The sequence below is a fragment of the Agrobacterium sp. DKPNP3 genome, assembly GCF_052686535.1.
This window is the reverse complement of record NZ_JBQYSN010000014.1, coordinates 58,583-77,958: the sequence shown is the minus strand read 5'-3', so window position 1 is coordinate 77,958 and position 19,376 is coordinate 58,583. Positions and strand designations below refer to the sequence as shown.

General features: G+C 58.0%; 16 protein-coding genes. 6 read left to right on the top strand and 10 right to left on the bottom strand.

Annotation, left to right across the window (positions count from 1 at the left end):
- Both ACUTJJ_RS06520 and ACUTJJ_RS06515 read right to left on the bottom strand, forming a co-directional pair.
- Nucleotides 1–595, bottom strand: a 595-nt coding sequence (locus ACUTJJ_RS06520; RefSeq protein ID WP_445541690.1) for a FecCD family ABC transporter permease, incomplete at its 3' end; no start/stop codon positions are given.
- Nucleotides 592–1,602 carry an iron-siderophore ABC transporter substrate-binding protein gene (locus tag ACUTJJ_RS06515; RefSeq protein ID WP_445541689.1) on the bottom strand — a complete coding sequence of 337 codons (1,011 nt, stop codon included), beginning with the start codon at nt 1,600–1,602 and terminating at the stop codon, nt 592–594. The genes ACUTJJ_RS06515 and ACUTJJ_RS06520, both read right to left, overlap by 4 nt.
- Before the next feature lie 221 nt (nt 1,603–1,823).
- Between ACUTJJ_RS06515 and ACUTJJ_RS06510 the strand changes: the two genes are divergently transcribed.
- Nucleotides 1,824–3,944 (top strand): TonB-dependent siderophore receptor, encoded by a 2,121-nt coding sequence (locus ACUTJJ_RS06510; RefSeq protein WP_445541688.1) that lies wholly within the window; start codon nt 1,824–1,826, stop codon nt 3,942–3,944.
- 127 nt (nt 3,945–4,071) lie between these two features.
- Here the strand turns inward: ACUTJJ_RS06510 and ACUTJJ_RS06505 are convergent, their stop codons facing one another.
- Nucleotides 4,072–4,962, bottom strand: a complete 891-nt coding sequence (locus ACUTJJ_RS06505; protein ID WP_210180325.1) for a helix-turn-helix transcriptional regulator — start codon at nt 4,960–4,962, stop codon at nt 4,072–4,074.
- Nucleotides 4,963–5,174: 212 nt separating this feature from the next.
- Between ACUTJJ_RS06505 and ACUTJJ_RS06500 the strand changes: the two genes are divergently transcribed.
- Nucleotides 5,175–5,351: a hypothetical protein gene (locus ACUTJJ_RS06500; protein WP_445541687.1), complete on the top strand. Its 177-nt coding sequence runs from the start codon at nt 5,175–5,177 to the stop codon at nt 5,349–5,351.
- A gap of 137 nt (nt 5,352–5,488) precedes the next feature.
- On the opposite strand, the gene katG is transcribed toward ACUTJJ_RS06500, so the two are convergent.
- Nucleotides 5,489–7,660: a catalase/peroxidase HPI gene (gene katG / locus ACUTJJ_RS06495; RefSeq protein ID WP_063951632.1), complete on the bottom strand. Its 2,172-nt coding sequence runs from the start codon at nt 7,658–7,660 to the stop codon at nt 5,489–5,491.
- Nucleotides 7,661–7,853: 193 nt separating this feature from the next.
- Here katG and ACUTJJ_RS06490 point away from each other — a divergent pair, with 193 nt between their 5' ends.
- Nucleotides 7,854–8,774, top strand: coding sequence for a hydrogen peroxide-inducible genes activator (locus ACUTJJ_RS06490; protein ID WP_063951631.1), 921 nt, complete (start codon nt 7,854–7,856; stop codon nt 8,772–8,774).
- Between the two features lie 97 nt (nt 8,775–8,871).
- Here the strand turns inward: ACUTJJ_RS06490 and ACUTJJ_RS06485 are convergent, their stop codons facing one another.
- Nucleotides 8,872–9,414: an NUDIX hydrolase gene (locus ACUTJJ_RS06485; protein WP_063951630.1), complete on the bottom strand. Its 543-nt coding sequence runs from the start codon at nt 9,412–9,414 to the stop codon at nt 8,872–8,874.
- Between the two features lie 113 nt (nt 9,415–9,527).
- On the opposite strand from ACUTJJ_RS06485, the gene ACUTJJ_RS06480 reads away from it, so the two are divergent.
- The 3 genes from ACUTJJ_RS06480 (at nt 9,528) to ku (ACUTJJ_RS06470) (ending at nt 12,057) form a co-directional block, all read left to right on the top strand.
- Nucleotides 9,528–10,172, top strand: coding sequence for a DUF47 family protein (locus ACUTJJ_RS06480; RefSeq protein WP_445541686.1), 645 nt, complete (start codon nt 9,528–9,530; stop codon nt 10,170–10,172).
- Entirely contained in the window at nt 10,172–11,176 is a 1,005-nt protein-coding gene (locus tag ACUTJJ_RS06475) for an inorganic phosphate transporter (protein WP_063951628.1), read from the top strand. The genes ACUTJJ_RS06480 and ACUTJJ_RS06475 overlap by 1 nt, the downstream gene beginning before the upstream one ends.
- A gap of 89 nt (nt 11,177–11,265) precedes the next feature.
- Complete coding sequence (gene ku / locus ACUTJJ_RS06470; RefSeq protein WP_445541685.1) at nt 11,266–12,057, top strand: non-homologous end joining protein Ku; 792 nt, start codon at nt 11,266–11,268, stop codon at nt 12,055–12,057.
- A 39-nt stretch (nt 12,058–12,096) separates the two neighbouring features.
- On the opposite strand, the gene ligD is transcribed toward ku (ACUTJJ_RS06470), so the two are convergent.
- The 5 genes from ligD to ACUTJJ_RS06445 all read right to left on the bottom strand — a co-directional run bounded on the left by ligD (nt 12,097) and on the right by ACUTJJ_RS06445 (nt 19,189).
- Nucleotides 12,097–14,589: a DNA ligase D gene (ligD, locus tag ACUTJJ_RS06465; RefSeq protein WP_445541684.1), complete on the bottom strand. Its 2,493-nt coding sequence runs from the start codon at nt 14,587–14,589 to the stop codon at nt 12,097–12,099.
- Between the two features lie 3 nt (nt 14,590–14,592).
- A complete protein-coding gene (gene ku / locus ACUTJJ_RS06460; RefSeq protein WP_445541683.1) occupies nt 14,593–15,426 on the bottom strand; it encodes a non-homologous end joining protein Ku in 834 nt (277 codons plus the stop codon).
- Complete coding sequence (locus ACUTJJ_RS06455) at nt 15,423–15,710, bottom strand: hypothetical protein (protein WP_445541682.1); 288 nt, start codon at nt 15,708–15,710, stop codon at nt 15,423–15,425. The genes ku (ACUTJJ_RS06460) and ACUTJJ_RS06455 overlap by 4 nt, the downstream gene beginning before the upstream one ends.
- Nucleotides 15,711–15,753: 43 nt before the next feature.
- A complete protein-coding gene (locus ACUTJJ_RS06450; protein WP_296072067.1) occupies nt 15,754–16,647 on the bottom strand; it encodes an SDR family oxidoreductase in 894 nt (297 codons plus the stop codon).
- Between the two features lie 202 nt (nt 16,648–16,849).
- The gene (locus tag ACUTJJ_RS06445) at nt 16,850–19,189 is read right to left on the bottom strand and encodes a bifunctional diguanylate cyclase/phosphodiesterase (protein WP_445541681.1); all 2,340 of its coding nucleotides are present in this window, start codon (nt 19,187–19,189) and stop codon (nt 16,850–16,852) included.
- Between the last annotated feature and the right edge of the window lie 187 nt (nt 19,190–19,376).

Below are 19,376 nucleotides of genomic sequence, written 5' to 3'. Positions count from 1 at the left end.
CGCCGATCTGCCAGGATCGGACGCCGCCGGCAATATCGCTGCGCGGCAGGACGACGGCGATAACCAGCGACGAAAAGGCGACGGACGTGGCCGCGCCCGCGAGAGCCAGTTTTAATGGTGTCGCGCCGCCTCGCCCCAAAGAGCCGACGACATAAACGAAAACCGCGGACGCCCCCGCACCGGTAACCGCAGTGATGATAAAGGCCTGCGCCGAGGCAATGCCTAAGCAGACGATCCCGATGACGACGGCGAGCGATGCCCCCATGTTCACGCCGAGAATGCCCGGATCGGCAAGCGGATTGCGGGTAACGCCCTGCATGATGGCACCGGACAGCCCAAGTGCTGCCCCACACGTGAGGGCGAGCAGTGTGCGTGGTATTCGTACCGCGACCGCCGCCTCTGCAATAGTGTCCTTGCGACCGCTGAGCCCGCCAAGAATATCCAAGAAAGAAACGTCCCGCGTTCCGATGGCAACGGACAGCGCGCAAAGAAAGGCAAGAAAGGCCAGCGTGGCGCCAAGCCATATCGCGCGAACGCGGCTTGAGCGACTGCCGCGTGGCAGAGCCGTCGCTTTGCCTGGTTCCGATAGGGTCACTGCGATTTTCCCGAGGATTTGCTGGCGGCCTTCGCAAGCAGATCAGCATAGTCCTTCAAAACCCATGAAATCGAAAGCGGTGTGGGGTTCGAAGCCGTGCCAAGCGGATCGCGGCCAAGCATCACGACGGCTTTATTGGAGACAGCAGGCATTCGGGCGAGAAGCGGATCAGCGCGCATGGCATTGAGAAGTGGCTCACTGCCATAGGTAACGAGGATGTCGACATCGTCGAACGCATCGACACTTTCCGCGCTGATGCCGGCTGCAAATTGCCCTGGCTTTGTTGCCTCCGCGACGCTTTTTGGAGAGCCAAGACCAAGATCGGAAAAGAACTTCACCCTGGTGTCGTTTGCCGTATAGAAATTGACGACGCTGAGATTTGTGGCGTCGAGATGAGTGACAAACATCGCCGTCTTGCCCTTCAGCTGCGGGTGGCCAGCAACGACCTGCTCTATCTCGCCCTGAATGCGTTTGATGAGTGCCTCACCCTCCACCGCCATGCCAAGGCCGGCGCTGTTCAGCCGGATCGTCTCGCGCCAGTCGGTCGCCCAAGGGGAAACCGGATAAGCAACAACAGGCGCAATCTGGCTCAGCGTATCGTAATCGGACTGGCTGAGGCCGGAATAGGCGGCAAGGATCACGTCGGGCTGCGTTGCCGCGACCGCCTCGAAATCGATGCCATCCCCCTCGTCGAATAGAACCGGTTTTGCCGCATTGAGCTCGGCAAGCCGCTTTGTCACCCATGGCAGCAGCCCGTCGCCATCATCATCGCCAAAATTGGCTGCCGCAAAACCGACCGGCACGATGCCAAGCGCCAGCGGCACCTCATGGTTCGCCCAGGCGACAGTAGCGATCCGCTGCGGCTTTTTCGCGATCGTTGTCGATCCAAAAGCGTGTTTGATGACCACCGGATAGCTTGTCGTCTCCACCGCCGAGGCCGTGTGAGTTGCGATCACCGACAGGAAAAGCACAAGTGCTGGCACGAGGCCGCGGAACGGGTGAGGCATGACGAAGCTTTCAAAGATTTAAAAGTGGACTTGAGTTCTCAGCTTCAAATGCTCCCGTCAAGCCCAGGCGCGAAATACCGGTGTAGGGGTGGTGAAATTTCCGGGGTTTTTTACAAAACAGAAAAAAAATACAATACCGGACTAACATTCTCAAGTTATTGGGCGCGTCGAGAGTGGCCGTGGAAAGCGGCGATCGGGGCATCAAGGTCTGGGGCATACCAATGAACATCAAAACCGTAAGCAGGTATCGCAAAAGCGCGCGTCGTCGCTATCGGGACGCGGCGCTGCTAGCCTGCACGGCGCTCGCCGCCACCCTGCCCGGCTCCCTGTCGGCGCAAGAGGCGGCCAATACCGACAGTACCACGGTTCTGGAGCGCATCACCATCGACAGCGGCGATAATGACCAAAAGTCAATCGTTGCTACCCGCACGACGAGCGGTAGCAAAATGGCGACGGATATTCTCGACACCCCGGCTGCCGTCTCCGTTATCACTGCCAAGGAAATGCAGCAGCGCGGCGTTCAGAGCGTGGAAGAGGCGTTGCAGTACACGGCCGGTGTGACTACCGATTTTTATGGCTCAGACGACCGTTTCGACTACTTCAAGATTCGCGGTTTCGATGCCTATACCTATCGCGACGGCCTCACACTCGGCCGGCCTTTCGGTGCGTTGCGCGAAGAGACCTATGCCTATGAGCGTGTGGAAGTGCTGAAGGGCGGAAATTCCACCACGTTCGGCGTGTCGGACCCCGGTGGCTCGGTCAATTATTCCACCAAGGTCCCGAAACGAAGCCGTTTCGGCGAAGCTTATATCGCTGGCGGGTCTTATAGCCGCGCCGAGACAGGCTTCGATTTCGGCGACAACATCACCAGCGACGACACTCTGTCCTATCGTCTGACCGGCAAGCTCAGAAATGCCGATGCAGAATATGACTATTCGCGCGACGACGAAAAGTTCTTCATGGGTGGTTTGACATGGCGCCCGACCGACGCCACGAGCTTGACCGTCGTTTATGACCATCTCAACAAGGATGGTGTTCCCGGCGGCGGGGGCCATCCGGTAGGCTCACATTTCGATCGAATCCGCTTTTTCGGCGAGCCGGGCTACAATTATCGCGGCACGAATCGCAATTCGCTAAGCGTGATGTTCGACCACGATTTTGGCTCTGGTCTAACCTTGAGTTCCAATGCGCGTTACAGCAAGGCTAATACCGATTTCGGATACGCCTATATCTCTTCGACGCCAACCAACGGTTCTACCATCGCCAATCGTTCCTATTTTGGCAACGATACCGAGACCGAGAACTTCCTGATCGATACGCGCCTGCAATATGACACGCGGTTTGAAAATGTTGAAAGTCGCAGCCTCGTCGGTGTTTTTTATAATGACTACGAATCCGGAAGCAAAAGCTACTTTGGGGCCGCGCCAAGCATCAATTGGATGAACCCGGTTTACACCGGCACGCCCTCTTCCGTTCCGCTCTATGCCAGCTCGCTTACTAACCAGAAGACAAAGGCGGTTTACCTGCAGCAGGACCTGACCTTTTTCGACAGGCTCATCGTCAGCGCCGGCCTGCGCAACGACTGGATCGATACGGACCAGACCAACCGCCTGAATAGCACGACAGCGAGCGGCGACATCAGCGAATTGACGAAGCGCATCGGGGTTTCCTACAAGATCACCAGTGAAATCGCACCCTATCTCAGCTATGCCGAGTCGGTGGTGCCGGCCTCCGGGCTAACGGTCGAACCCGAACGCGGCGAGCAAATCGAGCTTGGGATCAAATATAGGCCGGAAGCGTACCCAGCCCTGTTTACCGCCTCTATCTATGACTTGAAGAAGAACAATATCACAGTCACGAGCCCGATCACCAACCTGCCAACCACTATTGGCGAAGTGCGTGTGCGCGGTCTCGATCTCGAAGCAAAGGCGGAGGTGACGGACAATCTCAGCCTGACCGCGGCCTACTCCTATCTCAACGCCGAGATCACCGAAAACGGCACCAGCGGCAACGTCGGCAACCGCCCGCAATTTGTTCCCGAGCATCAGGCCTCGCTGTGGGTCAATTACACGCTCCAAGGTAATGATCACTTCGGAGACACGACCTTCGGTCTTGGCGGCCGCTACACCGGCGCCTATTATTTCGACAATGCCAACAAGGTCGAAACGGCAAGCAGCTTTACCGTTGACGCCGCGCTAAGCTACAAGATCCAGGAAACGGCCTCGTTGGACGTCAATGTCTCCAACATCTTCAATGAAAAACACGTTTCCTATGGCGGGTTTGGCGCTGACTTCTATAACCCGGGACGGGCGTTTTCCGTCACCTTACGAAAGACGTGGTGAGCCGACACGTTCCAAGACATGCTGGGCAGTTTCGGAACAATCAACTTATCCCGAGCCGATTCCCGAGGATGACCGAAAGTGGGATTTCAAACGAGATCGCGAGTAGACGCGATATCGATCCCACTCTCTAAAGCAACAGGTGCAACCGCCGCCACGCGGCGGGCGTGTTGCCCACTGATTGGCGGAAGGCTTTTGTCAGATGTGCCTGATCAGAAAAGCCGAGCTGAGCGGCGATATCGGCGACAGTTAAATCACTCTCCAGCAGAAGTTTCTGGGCGACGTTGATGCGCTGTTGCAATTGCCACTGCAGAGGTGTCTTGCCCGTGGTCTGGCGAAATACGGTCGCGAACCAGCTTTCCGAAAGCCCGACAATATCTGCCATTTCGGCGACGGTCACACGGTCGCCGCGCCTTTCTAACTTGGCATAGAGCTTGTTCAGTTGCGCCTGCGTTAGCCTGCCGTTCACCTGATCCCCCGGAAGACCAGGAATATCCAACAGACCGGCAACAATGCTGCCGACCAGACTTTCGGCGTAAACCGCATGCTTCGAGGGTTCCGCCAGTTCATCGACGAGCAAGCTGGCGAGGGTTTCCACAGAACCAATATCCTGAACCTCGACCGGGCGGCGTAGCGCTGCCATAGCCGCTGAACTACCAATGGAGGGCGCGAGGAAACGCAGCAAACGATCTTTATGAATATGCAGATTGAGATGCGAGAAGCGATGGGTGGCGCTGCTGCTCGTCCACATCGGCACTCCAGCAGGGACATAGATAGCCCGTGTCATCGGCCGTGCGTGATCGGTAGATTCGCCGTTGCTGTTGGACATGGTAATGCGGGAGGAGACATCATTGAAAAAAATCATGATGCGTGGGTCGGCGGCTAGATAATAACCCTTCGCCCCATCCTGGCTTTCGGCCTCCCAGAAAGCCCCGACCAGCCCGTCCAGCTGCCGCCATTTCACCGGTGCGGTAACACTGATCCCTTCGGTGTGCCAGGTCATGGAATGCCAGAAACTCAATGCGCGTACCGTTCGATTTCGATTATAATCAGCTGGAATTAAATGAGGGGCGCCAAGCGCCCGTGTTTCCACTCCGTCCAATAACATGAGTTAGTTATTCATGTTAATAGCGAAGTTTTTTGTAATGCGAAACATTTGCTGGGCAGCGAGTTCGGAACCTCTGTTGATCGCGACCGTTGAACTCACGAGACGATTTAACAAGGGAGATCATCATGGATAGCAAGAAAGAACCGGGCGATTTCGCCGAAAAGAAGCGCGAGGAGCATGGCCGTGGCGTTATCGTTGCGGGACCGGATGCCCACGAAAATGAGAAAAGCGAAAAGACGCCTACTGGACGTACGGAAAATTCCTCTCCGGAGCGCGACGTTCCCTCCTCCGGTCGCCGATAAACGCGCCGATCCAGCGACCTCCGCCGGACGATTAAGCCAATCGCCTGCCGCCGTTGTCTGGCAACCAAATCAGCTCCAAAAAAACACCTCCCCGATCGCTCGGGGAGGTTTTTTCCTTTGGCTGGATTGATGTCGACTTAGAGCAGGTCGAAACGGTCGGCGTTCATTACTTTCGTCCAAGCAGCAACGAAGTCGTGAACGAATTTCTCCCTGTTGTCGTCCTGTGCATAGACTTCCGCGTAAGCGCGCAGGATCGAGTTGGAGCCGATGACGAGGTCGACACGGGTTGCCGTGTATCTCGTGGCGCCCGTCTTGCGATCACGGATCTCATAGAGATTGCTGCCGGTCGGGACCCAGGAGAAGGCCATATCCGTGAGCGTCGTGAAGAACTCGGTCGTCAAAGCGCCCCGCTGTTCAGTAAAGACACCGTGCGCCGCCCCGCCATAGTTGGCGCCGATGACACGAAGACCGCCAATCAGTACCGTCAGTTCCGGTGCGGTAAGACCGAGAAGCTGGGCCCGGTCAAGCAGAAGCTCCTCAGGGCTGACCACATAGTCCTTCTTGATCCAGTTGCGGAATCCGTCAGCCAGGGGCTCAAGCGGCGCGAAGCTATCAGCATCCGTCTGCTCAGCGGTGGCATCGCCACGACCGGGCGCGAAAGGCACGGCGATATCGAAACCGGCAGCCTTGGCTGCCTGTTCAACGCCGTAATTGCCCGCAAGAACGATGACATCGGCGATGCTTGCACCGGCTTCATTGGCAATCGGTTCCAGAACCGACAGCACACGCTGAAGCCGCTCGGGCTCGTTGCCTTCCCAGTCCTTCTGCGGCGCAAGGCGGATGCGCGCGCCATTCGCGCCGCCGCGCTTGTCCGACCCGCGGAACGTGCGAGCGCTATCCCATGCAGTCGAAACCAGATCGGCAACGGAAAGGCCGGAAGCGGCGATCTTCGCCTTGACGGCAGCGATATTGTAGCTCGTGGAACCTGCCGGTACCGGGTCTTGCCAGATCAGGTCTTCAGCCGGCACATCCGGACCGAAATAGCGGGACTTCGGACCCATGTCGCGGTGGGTCAGCTTGAACCAGGCGCGGGCGAAAACCTCGGAGAAATGTTCCTGATCGTCCTTAAACTTCAGCGCAATCTCGCGATAGATTGGATCGACCTTCAAAGCCATGTCGGCATCGGTCATCATCGGGATGGTGCGGATCGAAGCGTCTTCGACATCGACGGGCTTGTCTTCTTCAGCGATGGTGATTGGCGCCCATTGCGATGCGCCAGCCGGGCTGTGCGTCAACGTCCACTCATGCTTGAACAACATGTCGAAAAAGCCGTTGTCCCACTTGGTCGGATGGCTCGTCCACGCGCCTTCGATCCCCGAGACAACAGTGTCACGGCCAATACCGCGCCCCTTGGTGTTCATCCAGCCAAGCCCCTGGAATTCAGGGCCTGCGGCTTCCGGATCGGGGCTGAGGTTTGCAGCGCTTCCGTTACCATGCGACTTGCCAATGGTATGACCACCAGCGGTAAGGGCGACGGTTTCCTCGTCGTTCATGCCCATGCGGGCAAAGGTCTCGCGCATTTGTGCTGCGGTCGCCATAGGATCGGACTTGCCGTTCACGCCTTCCGGATTGACGTAGATGAGGCCCATCTGCACGGCGGCGAGCGGATTTTCAAGCGTCTCTGGCTTGGTCACGTCGCCGTAACGGCCATCACTCGGCGCCAGCCATTCTTTTTCGTCACCCCAGTAGGTGTCTTTTTCCGGAGCCCAGATATCTTCGCGGCCGAAGGCGAAACCGTAGGTCTTCAGACCTGCAACATCATAGGCAATAGTGCCGGCAAGAGCGATGAGATCCGCCCAGGAAATCTTGTTGCCGTATTTCTTTTTGATCGGCCAGAGCAGGCGGCGCCCTTTGTCGGTGTTAACATTGTCAGGCCAGGAATTGAGAGGCGCAAAACGCTGGTTTCCGGTGTTGGCGCCACCGCGACCGTCTGTGACGCGATAGGAGCCGGCCGCATGCCAGGTCACGCGCGCCATCATGCCGACATAGCTACCCCAGTCGGCCGGCCACCAGTCCTGACTGTCTGTCATCAGGGCGCGCAGATCGGCTTTGAGTGCCTCGACGTCGAGCGTCTTTAAGGCTTCGCGGTAGTTAAAGGAGGTTCCAAGCGGGTTGGTCTTGGTGTCGTGCTGGTGCAGGATGTCGAGGTTCAGCGCATTCGGCCACCACTCGGTCACCGATTTACCGGAAGCCGTATTGCCTCCATGCATGACGGGACATTTACCAGCCGGTTTAGAAGTTGCGTCCATTTCGCCCTCCGATGGGTTTTACAATTAATCGTAACAGTCAACTCGACACATGCAGCAGCCGCCATCTGCAAGAGGCCGACGACAGCGCTAGTGATCTCTCACAGCTACATCTTCTTTCTGTCACGAAGATGACTAACAGTCGGGTTCCATAATTTCCAATTGTATATTCTAAAGGCTCCGATATCCTGAGCTTATGATTACCCTATCGATGAAACACCTCCGTTATTTTGACTCTTTGGCAAAGATCGGCCATTTCGGGCGCGCGGCGGAAGCGTGCGCCATCTCTCAGCCTGCACTTTCTTTGCAGATCCGGGAACTGGAGGAATTGATTGGTGCGCCGCTTGTCGAGCGTGGCAGCCGCCAGATCAGGCTGACCACCCTTGGTGAAGAATTTGCCGAGCGTACGCGGTCGATCCTGCGTTCTGTGGATGAATTGCAGGATCTGGCGCGCGCCGGTCAGGGACCGCTCAGCGGTCGGCTGCGGATCGGGGTCATCCCGACGGTCGCGCCCTATCTGTTGCCGCAGGTCATCAAGACGCTGACCCGCCATTATCCGGACTTGGAAGCTCGGCCGCGTGAGGCCGTGACGCAGAAGCTTATTGAGGACTTGCTCGAAGCCCGGCTCGACATGGCGATCGTTGCCCTGCCCGTCTCGGAACCAGCGCTTGAGGAGGTTCCGCTGTTTTCGGAAGAATTCATTTTGGTACGTCCTTCCGAGGACGAGGGAATGCCGGTACCGAGCGCTGACAAGCTGGGCGAAATGCGGCTTTTGCTCTTGGAGGAGGGTCATTGTTTCCGCAACCAGGCCCTTTCTTTTTGCAGCACCACGAACGCGCCGCCACGGGTGCTGATGGAAGGCAGTTCGCTCTCGACACTTGTTCAGATGGTTGGTGCCGGAATAGGCGTGACCCTCATTCCCCAGATGGCCGTCGATATGGAGACGCGGCAATCCTCCGTCTCGGTGTTCCGGCTGGCGGAGCCGTGTCCATCACGCACAATCGGCATGGTGTGGCGCAGGAGCAATCCGCTTTCGGCGCAATTTTCCCATATTGCGGAGATCGTTCGCGACTGTGGACTGCAGAAGGTTCAGGGCGGAGCCGTCCCTACCCGATGAAGCTCGCCAGAGCGGGCCACACAAAGCCGAGACAACAGGCGATTCTGATCCGCCTCTTTCGGCTGCTGGCGATATAGGTGGAACGGCAGCTTGCGGCTTACAGCTTTCCGCCGCTTTCTCGTTTCCTCTTGCCTTTCGGGCGGAAATCGACCAGCAGTGATTTCAGTTCAATATCCCGGACACGCCTTGCCGCTTCATCGGGGCGCACCCATTCCGAGACGCGTTGTCCGCGTTCCTTAAAACTGGCGTCAGCCTCAGTCACTTCGATCTGAAACACATCCACCATGCAGGGGACGACATCGCCGTTATCGAGCATTTTCAGATACGTATAGCGGCCGACGGCGTCCTTCCTGACGCGGCCGCGCACGCCCGCCTCTTCCCACGCTTCGATCGCCGCTGCCTGGTGCGGCTTCTTGCGTTTCATCGGCCAGCCACGCGGAATGATCCACCGGCCGCTGGTCCTGGAGGTGACCAGCAAAATCTCAACGCCCTCGCCATCGGCGGCATAACGGAAGCACAAGGCGGCATATTGCTGCCGAAAAGCGCCGGTGAAGAGCTTTTCGGGAACCGCAGCCAGTTGCTGGAGTAAGGTCAGTGGACGAGCCGGTCGGGATTTGCGGCGCTTCTTTGATGATTTCATATCCGTTGATAGTGCTGATTTTCCGGGTTGCATCAATGCCCCGCGTGGATTTATGACAGTTTTATGACAATCACCCCCGACAACTAATATAGCGCCATTGAGGGCCAATTCGCATGATGAGTATTTTTCGCAAGCTGATGCCGCGCGAGGACCGTTTCTTCGACATGTTCAGCAAACATTCCGAAACCGTCATCAAAGCGGCTGAAGCCCTTGACCAATTGCTGAGCGGGACAGACGTCGACAAGAACTGTGAGCTGATCGTTGCGCTCGAACATCAGGCTGATGACATTACCCGCGATGTGCTTCTTGCCGTTAGACGCAGCTTCATCACGCCATTCGATCGTGGCGACATCAAGGACCTCATCCAGTCGATGGATGATGCCATCGACATGATGCACAAGACCGTCAAGACAATCAGGCTTTTCGAACAGAGCGAGTTCGACCCGCTTATGAAAGAGATGGGCCATGAGATCGTGCGTGCAGCTGGACTGACCGCGGAGGCAATCCCGCTTCTCAACAAGGTCGGTGCGAACGCGCAACGCCTGTCGGCGATCGCCGAAGAGGTGACGCGGGTCGAGGGCCGCTCCGACGAGCTCCATGATCAGGGGCTGAAGGATCTCTTCCGCCGCCATGGTGCGACCGGCAATGCAATGGCCTACATGATCGGCAGCGAAATCTATGGCGAACTCGAAAAGGTTGTCGACCGGTTCGAGGATGTGGCCAATGAGATCAGCGGCATCGTGATCGAGAACGTGTGATGGATGTCGCACTCGCTCTGCCGCTGCTTGTCGGCCTCATTGCCATCGCACTGTTCTTCGACTTCCTGAACGGCTTGCACGACGCCGCCAATTCCATCGCCACCATCGTTTCGACGCGCGTGCTGCGGCCGCAATATGCAGTCGCGTGGGCGGCGTTCTTCAATTTCATCGCCTTTCTCTTCTTCGGCCTGCATGTGGCAGAGACCCTCGGCACCGGCATCATCGATCCGGCCATCGTCTCACCGCAAGTCATCTTTGCGGCCCTCATCGGCGCTATCGTCTGGAACATCGTCACCTGGGTTTTCGGCATACCGTCCAGCTCGTCGCATGCCTTGATCGGCGGCCTCGTCGGGGCCGGCCTTGCCAAGGTGGGCTTTAATTCCATCGTCTGGTCAGGCCTATTGAAGACAGTTGGCGCGATCTTCATGTCGCCGGCCATCGGGTTCTTTCTGGCGCTCATTCTCGTACTGGCCGTGTCATGGCTTTTCGTGCGGCAAACGCCGTTTGCCGTCGACCGAACCTTCCGCGTGATGCAGTTCATTTCCGCCTCGCTTTACTCGCTGGGCCACGGCGGCAATGATGCCCAGAAAACCATGGGCATCATCGCCGTGCTGCTTTTCAGCCAGGGGCATCTTGGCGAAAGCTTCTATGTTCCGTTCTGGGTGGTGATCTCCTGCCAGTCTGCCATGGCGCTTGGCACACTGTTCGGCGGTTGGCGCATCGTGCATACGATGGGATCGAAGATCACCCGGCTCAACCCGATGCAGGGGTTCTGTGCCGAAACCGGCGGTGCGCTGACCCTGTTCGGCGCCACCTGGCTCGGTATCCCCGTTTCCACCACCCACACCATCACCGGCGCGATCGTCGGCGTGGGTGCGGCCCGCCGTGTCTCGGCGGTGCGCTGGGGGCTTGCAGGCAATATCGTCATCGCCTGGGTCGTCACCATGCCGGCGGCGGCACTGATCTCGGCTTCGGTTTATGGACTGACCTCGCTCTTCAGCTGACATGCGACAAGCTTGGAAGGGGCTCCTGGAACAAAAGCTTATCGAGGCTGTTTGATCCGGGAGTTCAAAAAAACAGGCGGATTTCCATCATGGCGCGGCAGGTTTTCTGGAAGGGTTATCTCAAACTGTCGCTGGTCACCGCATCGGTTTCGCTGACACCGGCAACGACGGAAAGCAATAAGGTTCGGTTCCACGTTCTCAACCGAAAAACCGGCAACCGCATCGAAAGCCGCTATGTCGATAGCGTCACTCACAAGCCGGTCGCCGCCAAAAACCAGGTGAAGGGTTTTCCCCGCGGCGAGGACGATTACGTTCTGCTGGAAGACGACGAAATCGACGCCGTGGCGCTGGAAAGCACCCGCACCATCGATATCAAGACCTTCGTTCCCAAGGGATCGATCGACTGGATATGGTACGACCGACCTCATTTTCTGCGCCCGGAAGATAAAATCGGCACTGAAGCCTTCAGCGTCATCCGTGAAGCGATGAAGGCGAACGACGTTTACGGCATAGCACGGCTCGTTATTTACCGCCGTGAAAGAGCCGTGCTCCTTGAGCCATCGGGAAAGGGCATTATTCTCTGGACCCTGCATTACGGCGAGGAGGTCAGAGACAGCATCGATGCGCTGGAACCAAAGATGAAGATCGAAAAGCCATTGCTGCAGACGATGGAAAAACGCATCGGCAAACAGGTGACCGGCTGGAAGCCCACCCTCGTGCAGGACCCTATTCAGAAGAAGATCAAATCTCTTTTGAAGTCAAAGGGCGACGAGGTCTCCTCCTCGAAAAAGAAGAGCAGCAGCAAGCCTAAGACCGGCGGCAATGTCATCAACATCATGGATGCGCTGAAGAAAAGCATCGCCGCCGAAAAGCGAGGCTGAAGTCTGTCCGGCTCTGCATAGCGAGACAGTCATTAGCGCTTAGCGGCCTTTCTTTGGCAGCGGTGCGGCAGCGGCGAAGAAGCCATCCCAGGGGTCTTTCTTCAACTTCGACAGGCGCGCGCCGATGTTGTTGACGGTAAAATAGGCGGGCCCTATGTCGGCGGTCAGTTCCGACCATTCCAGCGGCGTCGAGACCGCAGCGCCCGGGCGCGCCCGCGTCGAATAAGCTGCCACAGCCGTGTTGCCCCTGCCGTTTCGGAGATAGTCGATAAAAATGCGACCCTTGCGTTTCGCTTTCGTGGCCACGGCAAGATATTTATCCGGCTCGGCCTTCGACATCTCCACCGCCATGGCCTTGGCGAAGGCCTTGACCGGCGTCCAGCCCGCCTGCGGCTTCAAAGGTGCGACGACATGAAGGCCCTTCCCACCGGAGGTTTTGACGAAGGCGGCCAGACCCGCTTCCTCGAAACGCCGCTTCAGCTCGCGCGCCGCCGCGATCACCTCTTCCCACGTGACATCTTCGGCTGGGTCGATGTCCATGGTGATCATATCGGGCTTTTCCCAGTTGGCAGTTGTCGCCCCCCAGGGATGGATTTCGAGCGCCGCCGATTGCACGAGCGCCATCATGCCATCGAAATCAGTGATGCGGATCAGAGGTTCACCGCCTTTATCCTTGGGGTCCTTGATCTGCTCGATGGCTTTATTGATGCCACGCCAGGCATGTTTCTGGAAAAAGCGCTGGCCCCCGATACCCTCTGGGCAACGCAGCAGCGCCAGCGGTCGATCGACGACAAACGGTGCGATATACCGCCAGACCCGCGCGTAATAATCGGCGAGCCCCTCCTTCGTTACGCCGTCATCCGGCCAATAAAGCCGGTCCGGATGGGTGAACTTGACCGACGATTGCGGCGCCTTGGTATCGGACACGGCTTTCTCCTCGCGCTCGATTTCTCCTGCGGGCTTGTCTTCGCGCAGGCCTCGGAACGAGGCGTGACGCAGATTTCCATCGCCTGACCAAGCGCGAAACTCCACCTCGGCCACCAGTTCAGGCTTCACAAAATGAAGATCGCGCCGGGCGAGCGCGGTGAGCTTTTCGCCGAAGGGGCTCTCCTTTTGCTGAAGCGGCTTCAGCCGCCCGAACAGCATCTCGGCCATTTCGACCGTATAACCCGTGCCGACACGACCGACATGCCGCAATTTGCCATCTTCATAGACGCCAAGGGCGAGCGATCCGATTGCCTGGTCTGACGTGGACGACACAGTATAACCGCCTATGACGAATTCCTGCCGCATCGAGCATTTAGATTTTACCCACTCGCCCTTCCGGCCCGACACATACTTGCTCGTCTTGACCTTGGAGATAACCCCCTCGAGGCTGAGCCTGCACGCGTGGTCGAGAACGAGCCCGCCGCTCTCTTCGAAATGCTGGCTGTAGCGGAGATGGGGGTCGCCGGCCGGCAGCAGTTTTTCGAGCAGGGCTTTTCGCTCAATGAGGGTGGCACCGCGCAGATCGCTGCCATCCAGATACAACAGGTCGAAGGCATAAAAGACGAAGCGATCGCTGCGGCCTTCACTCAGATCCTGTTGCAAGGCGGAAAAGTCGGAAGCGCCACTGTCGCGCTCTACGACGATTTCGCCATCGATCAGGGCCGTTTCAGCCGGCAGCGCCTTGAACGCCGCCGCAACCGCATCACCAAACTTCTCCGTCCAGTCCAGGCCGCTGCGGGTCAGGAATTGAAGTTCGCCATGATCGAGGCGGGCCTGCAGGCGGTAGCCATCAAATTTGATTTCGTGCAGCCACCGGTCTCCCGCAGGCGGCTTTGGCTTCAGCGTTGCGAGCGCTGGCTGCACGAAGGCCGGCAACGCCTGTTTGCGCGCGCCTTTGGGCAGCGCGTGCGCCTGTTTTTTTCCCGAGGTCGATCCGACCGCCTTTTTTGAAACCGGCTTGGAATTCCAGGTATCTTTTGGCTTGGCCGCAACCTCCTCGACGCTTCGCCCGGTCTTTACCGAGTCCGGTCGTTCCTCCAGAATATCTGCACCGCCATTATGTCTGGCCTCCGCATCATCACCTTTGATGAGCAGCCAGTTCTCGCGGCTTTCCCCCGGCTTTCCGTGCATCCGCACAAGATGCCAGCGGCCTTTCAGCTTCTCGCCTTCAAGTTCGAATTCCAGATGGCCCTTGCGGTAGCCTTTGCGCGCATCACCGATCGGCTGCCACACGCCACGGTCCCACACGATAACTGTGCCGCCGCCATATTGACCCTTCGGGATGACGCCTTCGAAGTCGCCATAGCTGAGAGGATGGTCCTCCACATGCACGGCAAGCCGTTTGTCTTCGGGATCGAGGCTCGGGCCGCGCGTTACCGCCCAGCTCTTCAGCACACCATCCATTTCCAGGCGAAAATCATAGTGCAAACGGCGGGCGTCGTGCTTCTGCACCACGAAGCTTGAACCTTGCTTCTCCGCCTCAGTGCCTTTCGGCTCCGGTGTCTTATCAAAACTGCGTTTGGCGTTATAAGTCTGCAACCCCATGGATCAGCTCGCTTTCCGGGAAGTCTTACGGCTTCCCGATGTCGTTTTTTTCCTGCTGCCCTTCTCTTCACCGGCGCTACGACGCAACGCCTCTTTGAGATCGATAATGTTGTCTTCCTTGCGCTGTGGCGGCTTTTCGATCTTGCGGCCTTCGATCTTGGCTTTCACTAGCTCCGCCAGCGCATCGTTATACCGGTCGCTATAGTCAGCGGGATCGAAGGCTCCAGCGCGCTTTTCGATGATGTGGCTGGCGAGTTCGAGCATCTCATCATCGAATTCGATATCAGGGATGGATTTGAAAACAGACGTTTCGGAACGAACCTCGTAACTGAAATTCAGCGTCGTCGCGACGAGTGCCTTGCCGCTGGGCCGGATGAGCAGCACGCGATTGCGGCGGAAAAGCACTGCTTCACCGAGCGCCGCCACCTTTTCGTCGTCCATTGCTTTTGCAAGAAGCGTCAGCGCTTCCTCACCGCCCTCGCCGCTTGGAGCCAAATAGTAGGACTTGTCGAAATAGAGCTTGTCGATCTCGTCACAGGGGAGGAAGTGTTTGATGCGGATGACCTTGTCGCTCTCCGGCATCAACTTTGCGATTTCGTCTCCCTCGATAATGATGTGATCACCATTGTCGAGCTCGTACCCTTTGACCTGATCGTCGCGAAGAACCGGCTCACCCGTATCGCTATCGACATATTGTCTCTCGACGCGGTGGCCGGTCTTGCGGTTGACGATATTGAAGGCAATTTTCTCGGCAGAGGTCAGCGCGGAATAAAGTCCGACCTCACAATTGAAATCGGCGAAGGAAATATGTCCCCTCCAGCTGGCTCTACGGTTCATGTCCGCCGTTCCTCCTCCCGGCTGTGGGCCGACGCCTCCCGGCGCCGATCCCCGGCCAGAATGCGTTCGATAGCAGGCAGATCCGCTTCCGACAGGACCGGCACCGGATCAGATGCCATGGCTTCGAGCACCTCTGGCGAGAGCCCGCCATTGCGAATGACCCACTCCATAGCCTCACGCGTCTGCCGCTCGGCTTTCAGCTGCTCATAAAGCGCCAGTATCAACCGGTCGCGGACATCAAAGCTTTTCAGGGCCCTGTCTGAACGTTCTGCCTGCCGTTTCATGTCGACACCCTCAAAGGTCATCTAACGACTGCGCGGGACTGCCTCAGGCAATTCCCCTGCCGCCGGTCACGCCATAAACCTCACCATTGATAAAGCTTGCATCCTGCGAGGCGAGCAGAACGTAAACCGGCGCCAATTCCACCGGTTGTCCCGGCCGGCCAAAATCGCTGTCCTTGCCGAAATTTTCCACCTTCTCGTCCGGCTGACCGCCGCTCGGCTGAAGCACGGTCCAGAACGGGCCGGGAGCAACGGCGTTGGCGCGCACACCCTTCTCGATCAGCTGTTTGGCGAGCGCCTTCGTGTAAGCAACGATGCCGGCTTTGGTGGTCGCGTAGTCCAGCAGGATCGCGGAGGGTTCATAGGCCTGAATGGAAGCGGTGGTGATGACGGAGGAGCCAGGCTTGAGATGGGGGGTCGCCGCCTGCGCAATCCAGTGCAACGCATAAAGGTTGGTCTTCATGGTGCGGTCGAAATCGTCGGTGGAAAGCTCTGCGATATCTTCACGAAACTGCTGCCTTGCGGCGTTGATCACCAAAATATCGAGGCCGCCAAGATCACCGACTGCTTTCTCTACGAGTTCACGGCACCAAGCCTCGTCGGTGATGTCGCCGGGAAGCGCGACCGCCATGCGGCCTTCCGCCTCGATGAGGGCGACGACTTCTTCTGCATCGGACTCTTCTTCCGGCAGGTAGGATATCGCGACGTCAGCGCCCTCTCTCGCAAAGGCGATGGCGACGGCACGACCAATCCCGGAGTCGCCGCCGGTGATCAAAGCCTTGCGCCCCGTCAGCTTGCCTGTGCCTTTGTAAGTTTTTTCGCCGTGATCTGGAAACGGCGTCATGTTCGTGACGAGACCCGGCATTTCCTGGGTGGGTGTCGAAAAGGGTGGGCGCGGATACTGGCTGCGCGGGTCCTGCGGCTCGAGGCGGTCTGTCATCTCGGTCTCTCCCATCGATAGAGGTTCTTCCGAGGCGCGCTGGGGACGGGATAAAATAACCCGCCAGGCTGATCATCGCTTGCGCTTGGGCAACCGCAACATCAACGCGCCACACGCCACCCTAACGATCTGACTTCGCTCTCGTTCCAAAGAATATCGACAGCGGGGTGACGACGGCTTCCTATCGCCGCCGTCATCTCCATTAAACGGATTGTTGCTTGCGTGTGGTGCTTTTGACAACCTGGGTCGGGGCCACATCCGGCTTTCCGAAAAGATAACCCTGGGCCTGCGCGCAGCCCTCATCGACGACCATGCGATATTGCGCGTCCGTTTCAATCCCCTCTGCCGTTACCGGCAGATCAAGGCTGCGGCCAAGGCCAATAACGGCGCGAACGATCGCGCGGGCGTTGTCATCGTCGCTCATTGCGGCGATGAAACTGCGGTCGATCTTGATCTTGTCGAAGGGGAAGCTCTGCAGGTTGCTGAGCGACGAGTAACCGGTGCCAAAGTCATCCATGACGATGGCCACGCCGAGCGCTTTCAACTGATTGAGGATGATCAGCGTCGTTTTGCGGTCTTTCAGCAATGCCGCTTCGGTAATCTCCAGCTCCAACCTGTTTGGTGAAAGCCCGGTCTGCATCAGCACCGTGCAGACGACATGGCCGAGATTGGCGAGCGAAAACTGCAGCGGCGACACGTTGACCGCGACCTTCAAATGCGGCGCCCACCCGGCTGCCTGACGGCAGGCCTCACGCAGGACCCATTCGCCAAGCGAGATGATGATGCCGCTCTCTTCCGCAATCGGAATAAAGACATCCGGTGGCACGGCCCCGCGTGTCGGGTGCTGCCAGCGCACCAACGCCTCATACCCGACGACCTGGCCACATTCGACTGACAGGACCGGCTGATAATTCAGCACCAGCTCGTCTCTGTTGATGGCAAGGCGCAAATCCGTTTCGAGTTGGCGGCGCTCGCGCGCTTCCTGATCCATGACGGGATCGTAGAACGACAAGATGCCTCGCCCGCCCATCTTGGCGCGGTAAAGCGCGAGATCAGCGGCATGCATGATGCTCTCCTGATCGTGTCCATCCCGAGGAAACACGGCAATGCCGATGCTGACGCCGACCGCCGTCGGATCGCTGGCGACATTCATCTTCACCGCGAACATGCCGAGGACCGTCTCGGCCAGCAGACGCGCCTCCTCCGCTCTGGTCTGCCGGGCCGTCAGGATCACGAACTCATCGCCGCCGAGCCGGGCAACCACGTCGCCTGGCCTTGCGCATTCATCGAGAATGGCGGCAACCTTCTTGAGAACGCGGTCGCCTTCGGCATGGCCGAATATATCATTGACGGCCTTGAACCGGTCGAGATCGAGCGCAAGCAATGCGAACTCATCCTCCTGGCTGCAATTCTCGATCTGCTGGTGAAGGCGGGTCTGGAACATGGTGCGGTTCGCAAGACCGGTCAGAACGTCGTGGCGCGCGAGATATTCGATCTCACGTTGCGCCTGCCGCTTTTCCGTCAGGTCGCGAATGGCCATGACTTCACAAGGGTGGCCGCGATATTCGATCGTACGCACGCTCAATTCAAACACCTGCGTCTGCCCGCCCCTTTCACGGATCGCTTCCACGGGCACATCGCGCGGCAGATAGGCTGGCTCTCCATCCACCGCCTTGAACAAATCGTCAGGGTTGCGACTCACCAGTGATGCTTCGTCCCGCCCAAGGAGCCCTGCAAACCGCGTGTTCAACTCGACGATACGCCCATCGCGGACGACGGCAAGACCATCGAGTGTCGCGTCGACCAGCCCCTTGAGATCGACAAGGTAACGATCAACGAGTGCCGCAATTGCTGTGGTGGCGAGGATGAGGAACGTGACGCCTGATATAGCTGCGATCATGATCAGTCTGGCCACGTTGTCGGGATCCGGACCTGCAACGGACGGATCTGGTATCAGCACTGTGGCCGACATAGCGGTAAAATGCAAAGCGCAGATGCCGAAGATGGCCGCACTCGCCGGCGCGGCAATACGTTTCCAGGAGGAGAGACGATGGAAGCAGTGAAAGGCGAGAACAAACACAGCCCAGGCGACCACAAAACCACCGAGCACCGCCCCCCATCGATAGCTTATCGTCGCCGCGACATCCATGCCGGCCATGCCGACGAAATGCATGATCGCAACCGAAAGCGTAATCAGCGTACCGATAACCGCGGCGCGGTAGCGAGCCGTAACTCGTATCATGAGCGCCAGCCAGAAACCAATAACGGCGAGAGCGGCCGACAGCGCTGTGAAGGCGAAGTCATAACCGATCGGAACCGCACCCTTGTAAGCAAGCATGGCAACAAAGTGCGTGGCCCAGACACTCAAGCCCCCGGCGAAGGCGGCAACCACCTCCCAATAGGGCTTACGGCCAGCCGAACTTTCCTCAGCGCGCAAGAGAAGGTGGAAAAAAGCAAACATGCCGAGCAGGCAGATTATTGCAGAAAGCAGAACGACCAAATGATCGTGCTGGACAGCAACGCATTCCAATACCGTGAACATGATGCACTCTCCCAGCCTCTGAAGAACCGCTCACGGTGGCACTATGGGAGTGCTTTATTTATAAATCTCTAATACAACCATCGATAATTGTTTCAATATTTTTTCGCGTCGAAAAATCGCGCTGACCCCCGCCCGTCGAAACGATGTGTTTTCGGCGGGCGGGTCTCAAATGATGGAGCTGATATTC

Excerpts from the sequence above, each read along its gene's own strand:
- ACUTJJ_RS06515 (WP_445541689.1), bottom strand. The coding sequence starts at position 1,602 with ATGCCTCACCCGTTCCGCGGCCTCGTGCCAGCACTTGTGCTTTTCCTG.
- ACUTJJ_RS06510 (WP_445541688.1), top strand. The coding sequence starts at position 1,824 with ATGAACATCAAAACCGTAAGCAGGTATCGCAAAAGCGCGCGTCGTCGC.
- ACUTJJ_RS06500 (WP_445541687.1), top strand. The coding sequence starts at position 5,175 with ATGGATAGCAAGAAAGAACCGGGCGATTTCGCCGAAAAGAAGCGCGAG.
- katG (WP_063951632.1), bottom strand. The coding sequence starts at position 7,660 with ATGGACGCAACTTCTAAACCGGCTGGTAAATGTCCCGTCATGCATGGA.
- ACUTJJ_RS06490 (WP_063951631.1), top strand. The coding sequence starts at position 7,854 with ATGATTACCCTATCGATGAAACACCTCCGTTATTTTGACTCTTTGGCA.
- ACUTJJ_RS06485 (WP_063951630.1), bottom strand. The coding sequence starts at position 9,414 with ATGAAATCATCAAAGAAGCGCCGCAAATCCCGACCGGCTCGTCCACTG.
- ACUTJJ_RS06480 (WP_445541686.1), top strand. The coding sequence starts at position 9,528 with ATGATGAGTATTTTTCGCAAGCTGATGCCGCGCGAGGACCGTTTCTTC.
- ACUTJJ_RS06475 (WP_063951628.1), top strand. The coding sequence starts at position 10,172 with ATGGATGTCGCACTCGCTCTGCCGCTGCTTGTCGGCCTCATTGCCATC.
- ku (WP_445541685.1), top strand. The coding sequence starts at position 11,266 with ATGGCGCGGCAGGTTTTCTGGAAGGGTTATCTCAAACTGTCGCTGGTC.
- ligD (WP_445541684.1), bottom strand. The coding sequence starts at position 14,589 with ATGGGGTTGCAGACTTATAACGCCAAACGCAGTTTTGATAAGACACCG.
- ku (WP_445541683.1), bottom strand. The coding sequence starts at position 15,426 with ATGAACCGTAGAGCCAGCTGGAGGGGACATATTTCCTTCGCCGATTTC.
- ACUTJJ_RS06455 (WP_445541682.1), bottom strand. The coding sequence starts at position 15,710 with ATGAAACGGCAGGCAGAACGTTCAGACAGGGCCCTGAAAAGCTTTGAT.
- ACUTJJ_RS06450 (WP_296072067.1), bottom strand. The coding sequence starts at position 16,647 with ATGACAGACCGCCTCGAGCCGCAGGACCCGCGCAGCCAGTATCCGCGC.
- ACUTJJ_RS06445 (WP_445541681.1), bottom strand. The coding sequence starts at position 19,189 with ATGTTCACGGTATTGGAATGCGTTGCTGTCCAGCACGATCATTTGGTC.